The organism is Cellulosimicrobium sp. Marseille-Q8652 (genome assembly GCF_965112045.1).
This window is the reverse complement of the sequence record NZ_CBCOPS010000002.1, coordinates 1,164,369-1,177,211: the sequence shown is the minus strand read 5'-3', so window position 1 is coordinate 1,177,211 and position 12,843 is coordinate 1,164,369. Positions and strand designations below refer to the sequence as shown.

Genomic DNA, 12,843 nt, shown 5'->3' with positions numbered 1-12,843 from the left:
CCGTACCTCCCGTCGCCCGCCGTCGCCGTCGACGGCGGTCCGTGGCGCGACCCGTGCCTCCCGGGGCCGTCAGGCCGTCGCCGCCTGCATCTGCCGGAGCTCCTTCTTGAGCCCCGAGATCTCGTCGCGCAGCCGGGCCGCGAGCTCGAACTGGAGCTCGCCCGCCGCCGCGTGCATCTGGTCGCTGAGCTCCTGGATGAGCTCGGCGAGGTCGCTCGCCGCCGCGCCGGCGAGCCGGTTGCCCGACGTCGCGCCCTCCTTCGGCGCCCCCGGAACCGGCGCCTTGCCCTTGACGCCCTTGCCGGGCTGGCGGAAGCCTCCCGCGAGCAGCTCCGCGGTGTCGACGTCCTCCCGGGCGAGCATGTCGGTGACGTCGGAGATCCGCTTGCGCAGCGGCGTGGGGTCGATGCCGTGCTCGAGGTTGTACGCGACCTGCTTCTCGCGACGCCGGTCCGTCTCCTCGATCGCCGCCGCCATCGCGGCCGTGATGCGGTCCGCGTACATGTGCACCTGGCCGGAGACGTTGCGGGCCGCGCGACCGATCGTCTGGATGAGCGACGTCGGGGAGCGCAGGAAGCCCTCCTTGTCGGCGTCGAGGATCGCGACGAGCGACACCTCCGGCAGGTCGAGGCCCTCGCGCAGGAGGTTGATGCCGACGAGGACGTCGTACTGGCCGAGCCGCAGCTCGCGCAGCAGCTCCACCCGGCGCAGGGTGTCGACCTCCGAGTGCAGGTACCGCACCCGCACGTCCTTCTCGAGCAGGTAATCCGTGAGGTCCTCGGCCATCTTCTTCGTGAGCGTGGTGACGAGCACGCGCTCGTTGCGGTCCGCACGCTCGCGGATCTCGTGGAGGAGGTCGTCGATCTGCCCCGTGGTGGGCTTGACCACGACCTCCGGGTCCACCAGGCCGGTCGGGCGGATGATCTGCTCGACCACGCCGTCGGACATCGACATCTCGTACGACCCCGGCGTCGCGGACAGGTACACCGTCTGGCCGATCCGCTCGACGAACTCCTCCCAGCGCAGCGGCCGGTTGTCCATCGCGCTGGGGAGCCGGAAGCCGTGGTCGACGAGGCTGCGCTTGCGCGACATGTCGCCCTCGAACATCGCGCCGATCTGCGGGACGGTCACGTGCGACTCGTCGATGACGAGGAGGAAGTCCTCCGGGAAGTAGTCGAGCAGCGTGTTGGGCGGCGTGCCCTGCACGCGGCCGTCGATGTGGCGCGAGTAGTTCTCGATGCCGGAGCACGTGCCGATCTGGCGCATCATCTCGATGTCGTAGGTAGTGCGCATGCGCAGGCGCTGGGCCTCGAGCAGCTTGTTCTGCTGCTCGAGCTCCGCGAGGCGTTCCGCCAGCTCCGCCTCGATCGACGTGATCGCCCGCTCCATGCGCTCCGGCCCGGCGACGTAGTGCGTCGCGGGGAAGACGTGGATCGACGGCTCGGACCGGACCACGTCGCCCGTCAGCGGGTGCAGCGTCTGGATCGACTCGATCTCGTCACCGAAGAACTCGATCCGGATCGCGAGCTCCTCGTACACCGGGATGATCTCGACCGTGTCGCCGCGGACACGGAACGTGCCCCGCGTGAACGCCATGTCGTTGCGCGTGTACTGCATGGTGACGAACTGGCGCAGGAGGTCGTCGCGCTCGACCTGCATGCCGACGTCGAGCCGCACCATGCGGTCCACGTACTCCTGGGGCGTGCCCAGGCCGTAAATGCACGACACGGACGCGACGACGACGACGTCCCGCCGCGTGAGCAGGGAGCTCGTCGCCGAGTGCCGCAGGCGCTCGACCTCGTCGTTGATGGACGAGTCCTTCTCGATGTACGTGTCCGTCTGCGCGATGTACGCCTCGGGCTGGTAGTAGTCGTAGTACGAGACGAAGTACTCGACCGCGTTGTTGGGCAGGAGCTCGCGGAACTCCGTGGCGAGCTGCGCGGCGAGCGTCTTGTTCGGCGCCATCACGAGGGTCGGGCGCTGCAGCTCCTCGACGAGCCAGGCGGTCGTCGCGGACTTGCCCGTCCCGGTGGCGCCGAGCAGGACGACGTCCTTCTCCCCGGCCCGCACACGGCCGGCGAGGTCGGCGATGGCGGTGGGCTGGTCCCCCGAGGGCTGGAACTCCGAGATCACCTCGAAGGGCGCGGCGGTTCGCTGCAGGTCGGTCACGGGGCGCATGGACCCACGGTACGACCCGCCACCCACACCCACACGCGGCGTCAGCGCAGGGCTGAAGGACCGCGGCCGATCAGGACTCGGTGCCCGCGGCGAGCACCGGCTCGCGCGCACCGGCGAGCGCCGTGCGCGCCACGACGGCCACCGCGCGCACCTGCACCTCGACCGGCAGCACGTCCGCCGACGGCACGTGCACGAACCCGGCACGCACGCCGGGCGCACCGGCTGCGTGGTGCATCAGGCGGTAGAAGGTGGCGTTGCACACGTACGTCCCTGCCGTGCTCGACACCTCGGCGGGGATCTGCTCGGCCCGCAGCGCGGCGAGCGCACCCTTGAGCGGCAGGCCCGACCAGTACGCGACCGGCCCGTCGTCCACGACCGGCTCGTCGACGGGAGCGGCGCCCGCGTTGTCCGGGATCCGCGCGTCGACGACGTCGATCGCGACGCGCTCCAGCCGGATCGCGCGCGCACCGCCCGCCAGGCCCAGGGCGACCACCACGGACGGGTCGTGCGCCCGGATCGCCTCCTCGAGGACCGGCCACGCGCCGTCGAACGTGCACGGGAGGCGGACCGCGACGACGTCGTCGCCGACGAGCTCGTCCCCGCGCTCGGCGAGCGCCCGCGCGGTCTCCCACGACGGGTTGGTGTCGTCACCGCCGAACGGCTCGAACCCGCTGACCAGGACCGTCACGCGTCGGCCTCGCTCTCCTGGTCGAGCTCTCGGCAGACCTTCGCCCACAGGTCGTCGACCTGCGCGCGCAGCGCGTCGGCGGTGCCGCTCCCGTCGAGCGTCACGTCGGCGACCGCGAGACGTGCGTCGTCGTCCGCCTGGGCCGCGATCCGGGCGGCCGCCTCGGCCGGGTCGAGCCCGCGTCCCGCGAGCCGCTCCTCGCGCAGCGCGGACGGCGCGTGCACGACGACCACGAGGTGGAAGTGGGCCGGGTCCCCGGTCTCGACGAGCAGCGGGATGTCGTGCACGACGACGGCGCGCGGGTCGGCCGCCGCGGCGGCCGCCTCGTGCTCGGCCGCCAGGCGCCGCACCTCCGGGTGCACGACCGCGTTGAGACGTTCGCGCGCCGCGTCGTCGGCGAAGACGACCTGGGCGAGCGCGGCCCGGTCGAGCGTCCCGTCGGCGGCGAGGACGTCCCGTCCGAAGGCCTCGACGACCTCGTCGAGGCCGATCGACCCGGGCGCGACCGCGTCCCGGGCGAGGACGTCGTAGTCGACGACCACCGCGCCCAGCTCGGCGAAGCGTGCGAGGGCGACGGACTTGCCTGCCGCGATGCCTCCGGTCAACCCGATGCGGAACATGGGCCCATCCTGCCAGCCGGGACCGCCGGGCACCGGGCGAGGGCGTCAGGCGGGCGGCTCGCCGGCGACCGCCCGCAGGAGCCGCAGGAGCTCCGCCCGCTCGGAGCCGTCGAGGCGCGCGAGCAGCGTGCCGGCGCTGCTCGACCGTTCCGCGCCGACCCGCTCCACGACGTCGCGACCCCGCGAGGTGAGCTCGACCAGGGTCGCCCGACGGTCGTGCGGGTCGGGCGTGCGCCGCACGAGCCCCGCGGCCTCGGCGTCGTCGACCTTGGACGTCACCGACCGGGGGGCGACGTCGAGCGCGGCGGCCACCGCGCCCAGCCGGCACGGGCCGTCGCAGCGCGCGAGGTGGCGCAGCATGCGGAACTGGCCGGGGGTGGTCCCGGCCGGCTCGAGACGCTCGCTCGCCTCGCGGCGGACGGTGCGCAGGGCGGCGTGCAGCAGCGAGAGGAACTCCCCCGCCTCGTCCTCCGTGGCGGCGGCGCGCGGAGCGGCACCGGTCGCCGGGCGCTCGACGTCGTGATGGGTCACGAGCCGAGCGTACCCGCGCGAGGGCGTGTTGTGCGACGGCCTCATAGTGAGTTAGACTCAGCATCATGTGCGCGAGAGGCCCCGCCCCCACGAGGTGCCCGCGCCCGCAGGCCGGCGACCCACGCCGCCGCGGACGACCAGCGCTCCCTACCCCACGGGAGGCCAGATGACGTACCCCACTTCCTTCTCCGGACCGGGCTCCGGCGGCGGGCGCGGCATGCGCTCGTTCCGCCAGGACTCCAGCGTCGCCCACCGGCGGCTCCACCGCGGCACCGTGCGCCGCGTCCTCACCTTCGCGCGCCCCTACCGGCGCCAGCTCGCCGTGTTCCTCGCGCTGATCTCGGTCGACGCGGCCGCGGGAGCGGTCACCCCCCTCCTCTTCCAGCGGATCATCGACGACGGCATCGTCGAGGGCCGCGTCGACGTCGTCGTGACGTTCGCGCTCGTCGCCGCCGGCCTGGCCGTCCTCTCGGGCGGGCTGGGCGTCGTCCAGCGCTGGTTCTCCTCGCGCATCGGCGAGGGCCTCATCGTCGACCTGCGCACGGCCGTCTTCGACCACGTCCAGCGCATGCCCCTCGCGTTCTTCGCGCGCACGCGGACCGGCGCGCTCGTGCAGCGCCTCAACGGCGACGTGCTCGGCGCGCAGCAGGCCTTCACCTCGACGCTGTCGAACGTGTTCTCCAACCTGCTGACGGTCGTCTTCGTGCTCGCCGCGATGCTCTCGATGTCGTGGCAGCTCACGCTCCTCGCGCTCACGCTCCTGCCCGCGTTCGTCCTGCCCGCCCGCTGGGTGGGCAAGCGGCTCGCCGCGATCACGCGCGAGAGCTACGAGCTCAACGCCGAGGCCGCCCAGACGATGAACGAGCGGTTCAACGTCGCGGGCGCGCACCTCGTCAAGGTCTTCGGGGACCCCGAGCGCGAGTCGGAGCGCTTCGCCTCCCAGGCGGGGCGCGTGCGCGACATCGGCGTCAAGCAGGCGATGTACGGGACCGTGTTCCGCGTCGGGCTGACCGTCGTGGCCTCGGTCGCGGTGGCGATCGTCTACGGCCTCGGCGGGGTCATGGCCATCGGCGGGTCCCTGACCGTCGGCACCGTCGTGGCGCTCACCGCGTACCTCGGCCGGCTCTACGGCCCGCTGACCGCGATGTCGAACGTGCAGGTCGACGTCATGACCGCGCTCGTCAGCTTCGAGCGCGTGCTCGAGGTCCTCGACCTCGAGCCGACGGTCGTCGACGCGCCGGACGCCGACGACCTCGCCGACGACGTCGCGCGGCGCGGCGCGACGCTCGAGCTCGACGGGGTGCGGTTCCGCTACCCGTCCGCGGCAGAGGTCTCGCTCGCGTCCCTCGAGTCGGTGGCGCTCGACGGCGTCGACCCGACGACCGACACCCTCGTGGACGTCTCGTTCTCCGTCCCCGCCGGCGCGATGGTCGCCCTCGTCGGCGCGTCCGGCGCGGGCAAGACGACCGTCTCCCAGCTCGTCACGCGCATGTACGACCCGACGGACGGCGCCGTGCGCATCGCCGGCCGCGACCTGCGCGACGTCACCCAGGAGAGCCTGCACGACGCCGTCGGCGTGGTCACGCAGGAGGCGCATCTCTTCCACGACACGATCGCCGAGAACCTGCGCTACGCCAAGCAGGACGCGACCGACGCCGAGATCGAGGCGGCGCTGCGCCGCGCCCACGTGTGGGACGTCGTCGCCGCCCTGCCGTCCGGCATCGAGACGGTCGTCGGCGACCGCGGTTACCGCATGTCCGGCGGCGAGCGCCAGCGCCTCGCGATCGCGCGCGTCTTCCTCAAGGCCCCGGACGTCGTCGTGCTCGACGAGGCGACGGCGCACCTCGACTCGGGGTCCGAGGCCGCGGTCCAGGCCGCGCTCGCCGAGGCGCTGCGCGGGCGGACGTCGCTCGTCATCGCGCACCGGCTCTCGACCGTGCGCGAGGCCGACCTCATCGTCGTGCTCGACGCGGGCCGCGTCGTCGAGACGGGGACCCACGCCGAGCTGCTCGCCCAGGACGGGCGGTACGCCGAGCTGTACCGCACGCAGTTCGCGCAGTCGCCGGTCGCCGCCGCCTGAGCGCGGGAGCGACGACCCCCTCGTCGGCAGGGCACGCACCGCCGAGCTCGTGCCGACGGCGAAGGCCCGCCACCCCCAGGGGTGACGGGCCTTCGTGCTGTCCCGTTCGCGACCCGACGGGCCGCGGTCGGATCAGTTGCCGGTGAGCTTCTCGCGCAGAGCGGCGAGCGCCTCGTCCGAGGCGAGCGTGCCCGTCGCCTCGGCGGCCGGGGCCGACGAGTACGAGGAGCTGCTGCCGGCCGAGGACGAGGAGGACGACGACGACGAGGAGGACGAGTCGGAGCCCGCCGGGGTCTCGTAGTCCGCCTTCAGCGCCTCGGCGACCTGCTTGCGGTGCGCCTCCCAGCGCTCGTGGGCCTTGGCGTACTCGGCCTCCCACGCCTCGCGCTGGGTCTCGAAGCCCTCGAGCCACTCGTTGGTCTCCGGGTCGAAGCCCTCGGGGTACTTGTAGTTCCCCTGCTCGTCGTACTCGGCGGCCATGCCGTAGAGCGCGGGGTCGAAGTCGTCCGACTCCGGGTCCACGCCCTCGTTGGCCTGCTTGAGCGACAGCGAGATGCGGCGACGCTCGAGGTCGATGTCGATGACCTTGACGAAGACCTCGTCACCGACGTTGACGACCTGCTCGGGCAGCTCGACGTGGCGGACGGCGAGCTCGGAGATGTGCACGAGGCCCTCGATGCCGTCCTCGACGCGCACGAACGCACCGAACGGGACGAGCTTGGTGACCTTGCCCGGGACGACCTGGCCGATCGCGTGGGTCCGGGCGAACGTCTGCCACGGGTCCTCCTGCGTCGCCTTGAGCGACAGCGAGACGCGCTCGCGGTCGAAGTCGACGTCCAGGACCTCGACCGTGACCTCCTGGCCCACCTCGACGACCTCGGAGGGGTGGTCGATGTGCTTCCAGGACAGCTCGGAGACGTGCACGAGACCGTCGACGCCGCCGAGGTCCACGAACGCACCGAAGTTGACGATCGAGGAGACGACACCGGGGCGCACCTGGCCCTTCTGCAGCGTCTGCAGGAAGGTGGAGCGGACCTCGGACTGCGTCTGCTCGAGCCACGCACGGCGCGAGAGCACGACGTTGTTGCGGTTCTTGTCGAGCTCGATGATCTTCGCCTCGATCTCCTTGCCGACGTACGGCTGGAGGTCACGGACGCGACGCATCTCCACGAGGGACGCGGGCAGGAAGCCACGCAGGCCGATGTCGAGGATGAGGCCGCCCTTGACGACCTCGATGACGGTGCCGGTGACGACGCCGTCCTCTTCCTTGATCTTCTCGATCGTGCCCCAGGCGCGCTCGTACTGGGCGCGCTTCTTGGACAGGATCAGACGGCCTTCCTTGTCCTCCTTCTGGAGGACGAGGGCCTCGACCGCGTCGCCGACGTTGACGACCTCACCGGGGTCCACGTCGTGCTTGATGGACAGCTCGCGGGAGGGGATGACGCCCTCGGTCTTGTAGCCGATGTCGAGAAGGACCTCGTCGCGGTCCACCTTGACGATCGTGCCTTCGACGATGTCACCGTCGTTGAAGTACTTGATGGTCGCGTCAACGGCGGCGAGGAAGTCCTCCTCGGTGCCGATGTCGTTGACGGCAACCTGGGGTGCGGACTTCGCGGGGGTAGAGATGGTCATTGAGTTCGATGCTCCGATGCGGACAGGGAAGTCGTGCGGATAAGGGAGTGTGCAGGCGTCCTGAGGTGACGACGAGCACGGTGTGGTGGCGTAGGTCGTGACGACAGGCGCAATGCACCGCCGTCCATCCTACGCGTGGCGGGTCCGGAGGGTCAACGCGGGCGCGCGACCGAGCCACGGCCGTCTCCCGACCGGACTCCCGACCGGCCCGACGGCGACCCGGGGAGCGCGCTCAGGCGAGGACCTTCGCCACGCGCAGGAGCTCCGCCGGGACGCGCTTCGGCCGTCCCGCGACCTCGGCGAGCGGGACGAGCTCGACCCGCTCCCCGCGCAGCGCGGTCATGACGCCCGTCGTCCCCGCGCTCACGGCGTCGACCGCAGCGACGCCGAACCGGCTCCCGAGGATCCGGTCCGTCGGCGTCGGCTCGCCTCCGCGCTGCACGTGGCCGAGCACGGTCAGCCGGGTGTCGAAGCCCGTGCGTGCGGAGATCTCCGCGCTCACGCGCTCGCCCACGGACCCGGCGACGATCTCGCCGAACCGCCCGAGCTGCTGGGTGAACTCCATCGACGACCCCTCGCGCGGGACCGCGCCCTCGGCGACGACGACGATCGAGAAGTTGGCGTGCGCACGGTGACGGTGGCGCAGGAACTTCACGACCTGGTCGATGTCGAACGGCTCCTCGGGCGCGAGGACGACCTCGGCACCGCCGGCGATGCCCGCGTTCACCGCGATCCAGCCGGCGTGCCGGCCCATGACCTCGACGACCATGACACGGTTGTGGCTCTCCGCCGTCGTGTGCACGCGGTCGAGCGCCTCCGTCGCGATGTTCACGGCGGTGTGGAACCCGATCGAGAGGTCGGTGCCCTCGACGTCGTTGTCGATGGTCTTCGGGATCGCGACGATCGGGACCCCGGCCTCGCCGACGCGGCTCGCGGCGTGCAGCGTCCCGTCGCCGCCGATGCAGATCATCGCGTCGAGCCGCTCGGCCTCGACCGTCGCGAGCACCGCGTCCATGCTCCCGTCCTCGGTGCTCGGGTGGAACCGCGCGGTCCCGAGCAGCGTCCCGCCGACGGGCAGCACGTTGCGGATGTCCTGCCGTCCGAGCGGGTGCACGTCCCCGTCGACGACGCCACGCCACCCGTTGCGGAAGCCGATGATCGTGTGGCCGTACTCCCCCGTCCCCTGCTTCACCACGGCGCGGATCGCCGCGTTGAGCCCGGGGCAGTCTCCGCCGCCCGTGAGAAGTCCGATCCGCACCCTTGGTCCTCCGTCTCGTCGTCGGCGCGCCCGCGGCGCACCTGCCCGGCGAGACGGGGGCGCTGCCCCCGCGGCGCCGCGTCCGTCACCACCCTAGTCGCGCGACCCGTCGTGCCCGCGGCGCGTCCTGCCATCCGGGCGCACGCGAGACGAAGGTCCCGGCGACGGCGGGCAGGAAGGCCCGACAATGGCTCCATGCCTGCACCGACCTCTCCCCGGGACGAGCGTCCCGGACCTGCCTCGCCTCCCCCGGCGCCCCCCGGCCCCGTCGCGCACGCGGGCTACCGGGACGTCGCGGACTCCGACGGCGGTCGCGCGGGGCGGTCGTGGTGGGACGCGAACGCCGCCGAGTACCTCGCCGACCACGGCGACTTCCTCGGCGCGACCGACTTCTGCTGGTGCCCCGAGGGGCTCCGCGAGAAGGACGTCCACCTGCTCGGCGACGTCGCGGGGCGGCACGTCCTCGAGGTCGGGGCCGGCGCCGCTCAGTGCTCGCGCTGGCTCGTGACGCAGGGGGCCCTCGTCGTGGCGACCGACGTGTCGGGCGGGATGCTCGCCGCGGGCACGGACCTGGACCGGCGCAGCGGGGTCCGGGTGCCGCTCGTCCAGGCGGACGCGCGCCGCCTGCCGTTCGCGGACGCCACGTTCGACGTCGCGTTCACGTCGTTCGGCGCGCTCCCCTTCGTGCCCGACGCCGACGCCGTCCACCGGGAGGTCGCCCGCGTCCTGCGTCCGGGCGGGACGTGGACCTTCTCCGTCACGCACCCGTTCCGCTGGGCGTTCCCCGACGACCCCGGCGAGCACGGGCTGACCGCGAACCGCTCGTACTTCGACCGCCGGCCGTACGTCGAGTCCGACGCCACCGGTCGGGTGCTGTACGCGGAGTACCACCGCACGCTCGGCGACCACGTCCGGGACGTGGTCGCCGCCGGGCTCGTCGTGACCGACGTCGTCGAGCCCGAGTGGCCCGAGGACAACACCGAGGTCTGGGGCGGCTGGGGACCCGTGCGGGGCGCGCACCTCCCCGGGACGGCGATCTTCCGGACGCGCCGGCCCGCCTGAACCGACCGGCAGGCGGCGCCTTCGCACCGCCGGCCGGACGCGCTCGTCAGTGGCCGGCGTCGTGCCAGGTCGGCCCCGCGCCGACGGACACGTCGAGCGGCACGTCGAGCCGTGCCGCGGCGCCCATCTCCGTGCGCAGCACCGCCTCGACCTCGTCCCGCTCCCCGGGCGCCACCTCGACCACGAGCTCGTCGTGCACCTGGAGCAGCAGGCGCGAGCGCAGCCCGCGCTCGTCCAGCGCCCGCTGCACTCCGAGCATCGCGACCTTGATGAGGTCGGCCGCGCTGCCCTGGATGGGCGCGTTGAGCGCCATGCGCTCGGCCATCTGCCGACGCTGCCGGTTGTCGCTCGTGAGGTCGGGCAGGTAACGACGACGGCCGAGGATGGTCGCGGTGTACCCCGTCGCGCGCGCCTCGTCGACGACGCCCGTGAGGTACTCCCGGACGCCGCCGAAACGCTCGAAGTAGTCGTCCATGAGCTTCTGCGCCTCGCCGACCTCGATGGTCAGCTGCTGCGAGAGCCCGAACGCCGAGAGCCCGTAGGCGAGGCCGTAGGACATCGCCTTGATCTTGGAGCGCATCGCCGGGGTCACCTCGGCGGCGGGGACCTCGAAAACGCGCGAGCCGACGTAGCTGTGGAGGTCCTCGCCGGAGCGGAACGCCTCGATGAGGCCCTCGTCCCCGGACAGGTGCGCCATGATCCGCATCTCGATCTGGCTGTAGTCGGCGGTGAGGAGCGTCTCGTACCCCTCGCCGACGACGAACGCGCGCCGGATCCGGCGGCCCGCCTCGGTCCGGATCGGGATGTTCTGCAGGTTCGGGTCCGTCGAGCTGAGCCGGCCGGTCGCCGCGATCGTCTGCTGGAAGGTCGTGTGGATGCGCCCGTCGTCCGCCACGGACTTGAGCAGGCCCTCGACCGTCTGGCGCAGCCGCGACGCGTCCCGGTGCGCGAGCAGGTGCTCGAGGAACGGGTGCTGCGTCTTGACGAAGAGATCGGCGAGAGCCGAGGCGTCGGTCGTGTAGCCGGTCTTGATCTTCTTCGTCTTCGGCATCCCGAGCTGGTCGAACAGGACCTCCTGGAGCTGCTTGGGCGACCCGAGGTTCACCTCGCGGCCGATCACCGCGTAGGCCTCCGACGCGGCCGTCACGACGAGGTCCCCGAAGTGCCGCTCGAGCTCGGTGAGGTAGTCCACGTCCGCCGCGATGCCGGTGCGCTCGACGCGCGCGAGCACGCCGGTCAGCGGGAGCTCCAGGTCGGTCAGGAGGTGGCCGGCACCACGGTCGTCGAGCTCGCCCGTGAGGACCTCCGCGAGCTGCACGACGGCGAGCGCCCGGACCGCGTCGCGCTCCTGCTCGCCGTTGCCGTCGAGCGACAGGTCGAGCGCGCCCTGCGCGTCGCCGCCCGCGCCCGTGTCAGGTCGCAGTTCGCGGTGCAGGTGCCGCACGACGAGGTCGCCGAGGTCGTAGCCCCGCTGGTCGGGGTGGCACAGGTACGCGGCGAGCTCGGTGTCGAACACGACGCCCCGCAGGTCGAGGCCGCGCGCGGCCAGCTCGTGCCACGCGGACTTCGCGCCGTGGACCACCTTGGGCCGGTCGGCGTCCAGGAGCCACGCCGCGAGCGCCTGCTCGTCCGCGGGGTCGAGGTCGGCGAGGTCGAACGCGACGGCCGACCCCGCGTCGTCGGACAGGGCGAGCGCCCAGGCGTCCCCGCCCGCGGGCACGGCCTTGCCCGACACCTCGACGCCGAGGCGACGCTCGCCGTGCTCGGCGAGCCACGCCCCCAGACCGCCCGGGACCACGTCCGCCACGTCGACGTCGAAGCCCTCCTCCGTCTCGACCTCGCCCTCGGGCGCGATGGCGAACAGGCGGTCGCGCAGCGCGCGGAACTCGAGCGCGTCGAGCACCTGGTGCACCGCCTCCCGGTCCCACGGCCGCGCCGCCAGGTCGTCCGGGCCGACGGGCAGCTCGAGGTCGCACAGGAGCGCGTTGAGGCGCCGGTTGAGCCGGACCTGCTCGACGTGGGCGCGCAGGTTCTCCCCCGCCTTGCCCTTGATCTCGTCCGCGCGCTCGAGCAGCGCCTCGAGGTCGCCGTAGGTCGTGATCCACTTCGCGGCCGTCTTCGGCCCGACGCCGGGGATGCCCGGCAGGTTGTCCGACGTCTCGCCCACGAGCGCCGCGAGGTCCGGGTAGCGCTCGGGCGGCACGCCGTACTTCTCGACGACGGCGGCCGCGTCCATGCGCGCGAGCTCGGAGACCCCGCGCTTGGGGTACAGCACGGTGACGTCCGGGCCGATGAGCTGGAACGAGTCGCGGTCGCCGGAGCAGACCAGGACCTCCATGCCGGCGGCGGCGCCCTGCGTGGCGAGCGTCGCGAAGATGTCGTCCGCCTCGTAGCCCTCGCGCTCGAGCGTGGGGATCCGCAGCGTCTCGAGGATCTCCTTGATGAGCGGGACCTGGCCCTTGAACGGCTCCGGGGTCGACTCGCGCGTGCCCTTGTAGCTCGGGAGGACCTCGGTGCGGAACGACTGGCGACCGGCGTCGAAGGCGACCGCGACGTGGGTGGGCTCCTCGTCGCGCAGCAGGTTGATGAGCATCGACGTGAACCCGTAGACGGCGTTCGTGTGCTGGCCCGTCGTCGTCGAGAAGTTCTCGGCCGGGAGCGCGAAGAACGCGCGGTAGGCCATGGAGTGTCCGTCGATGAGCAGCAGGCGGGGTCGCGCGGAGGTCGTCACGGGTGCCAACCTATCGCCCATGACCGACACGAACGGTGCCGACGGCGCCCACCCCGCTCCCGC

At 72.6% G+C, this 12,843-nt stretch carries 9 protein-coding genes; 2 read left to right on the top strand and 7 right to left on the bottom strand.

The window, feature by feature from the left end; translation table 11 throughout:
• Window positions 1-69: 69 nt before the first annotated feature.
• The 4 genes from uvrB to ACWPWV_RS15065 form a co-directional block, all read right to left on the bottom strand.
• On the bottom strand, window positions 70-2,178 hold the full coding sequence (gene uvrB, locus ACWPWV_RS15080) for an excinuclease ABC subunit UvrB (protein WP_454043763.1): 2,109 nt from the start codon (window positions 2,176-2,178) through the stop codon (window positions 70-72).
• A gap of 70 nt (window positions 2,179-2,248) precedes the next feature.
• Window positions 2,249-2,866 (bottom strand): pyroglutamyl-peptidase I, encoded by a 618-nt coding sequence (locus ACWPWV_RS15075; protein ID WP_454043762.1) that lies wholly within the window; start codon window positions 2,864-2,866, stop codon window positions 2,249-2,251.
• Window positions 2,863-3,486 carry a dephospho-CoA kinase gene (gene coaE, locus ACWPWV_RS15070; protein WP_454043761.1) on the bottom strand — a complete coding sequence of 208 codons (624 nt, stop codon included), beginning with the start codon at window positions 3,484-3,486 and terminating at the stop codon, window positions 2,863-2,865. Before coaE ends, ACWPWV_RS15075 begins: the two co-directional genes overlap by 4 nt.
• Window positions 3,487-3,531: 45 nt before the next feature.
• On the bottom strand, window positions 3,532-4,017 hold the full coding sequence (locus ACWPWV_RS15065) for a MarR family winged helix-turn-helix transcriptional regulator (protein WP_454043760.1): 486 nt from the start codon (window positions 4,015-4,017) through the stop codon (window positions 3,532-3,534).
• A gap of 166 nt (window positions 4,018-4,183) precedes the next feature.
• On the opposite strand from ACWPWV_RS15065, the gene ACWPWV_RS15060 reads away from it, so the two are divergent.
• On the top strand, window positions 4,184-6,097 hold the full coding sequence (locus tag ACWPWV_RS15060) for an ABC transporter ATP-binding protein (protein ID WP_454043759.1): 1,914 nt from the start codon (window positions 4,184-4,186) through the stop codon (window positions 6,095-6,097).
• Window positions 6,098-6,229: 132 nt separating this feature from the next.
• Here the strand turns inward: ACWPWV_RS15060 and rpsA are convergent, their stop codons facing one another.
• Both rpsA and ACWPWV_RS15050 read right to left on the bottom strand, forming a co-directional pair.
• A complete protein-coding gene (rpsA, locus tag ACWPWV_RS15055) occupies window positions 6,230-7,729 on the bottom strand; it encodes a 30S ribosomal protein S1 (RefSeq protein WP_454043758.1) in 1,500 nt (499 codons plus the stop codon).
• 232 nt (window positions 7,730-7,961) lie between these two features.
• Window positions 7,962-8,987 (bottom strand): 6-phosphofructokinase, encoded by a 1,026-nt coding sequence (locus ACWPWV_RS15050; RefSeq protein WP_454043757.1) that lies wholly within the window; start codon window positions 8,985-8,987, stop codon window positions 7,962-7,964.
• A 195-nt stretch (window positions 8,988-9,182) separates the two neighbouring features.
• Between ACWPWV_RS15050 and ACWPWV_RS15045 the strand changes: the two genes are divergently transcribed.
• Window positions 9,183-10,049, top strand: a complete 867-nt coding sequence (locus tag ACWPWV_RS15045; protein WP_454043756.1) for a class I SAM-dependent methyltransferase — start codon at window positions 9,183-9,185, stop codon at window positions 10,047-10,049.
• Between the two features lie 46 nt (window positions 10,050-10,095).
• On the opposite strand, the gene polA is transcribed toward ACWPWV_RS15045, so the two are convergent.
• Window positions 10,096-12,801, bottom strand: coding sequence for a DNA polymerase I (polA, locus tag ACWPWV_RS15040; RefSeq protein ID WP_454043755.1), 2,706 nt, complete (start codon window positions 12,799-12,801; stop codon window positions 10,096-10,098).
• Between the last annotated feature and the right edge of the window lie 42 nt (window positions 12,802-12,843).

Excerpts from the sequence above, each read along its gene's own strand:
- uvrB (WP_454043763.1), bottom strand. The coding sequence starts at position 2,178 with ATGCGCCCCGTGACCGACCTGCAGCGAACCGCCGCGCCCTTCGAGGTG.
- coaE (WP_454043761.1), bottom strand. The coding sequence starts at position 3,486 with ATGTTCCGCATCGGGTTGACCGGAGGCATCGCGGCAGGCAAGTCCGTC.
- ACWPWV_RS15060 (WP_454043759.1), top strand. The coding sequence starts at position 4,184 with ATGACGTACCCCACTTCCTTCTCCGGACCGGGCTCCGGCGGCGGGCGC.
- rpsA (WP_454043758.1), bottom strand. The coding sequence starts at position 7,729 with ATGACCATCTCTACCCCCGCGAAGTCCGCACCCCAGGTTGCCGTCAAC.
- ACWPWV_RS15045 (WP_454043756.1), top strand. The coding sequence starts at position 9,183 with ATGCCTGCACCGACCTCTCCCCGGGACGAGCGTCCCGGACCTGCCTCG.
- polA (WP_454043755.1), bottom strand. The coding sequence starts at position 12,801 with ATGGGCGATAGGTTGGCACCCGTGACGACCTCCGCGCGACCCCGCCTG.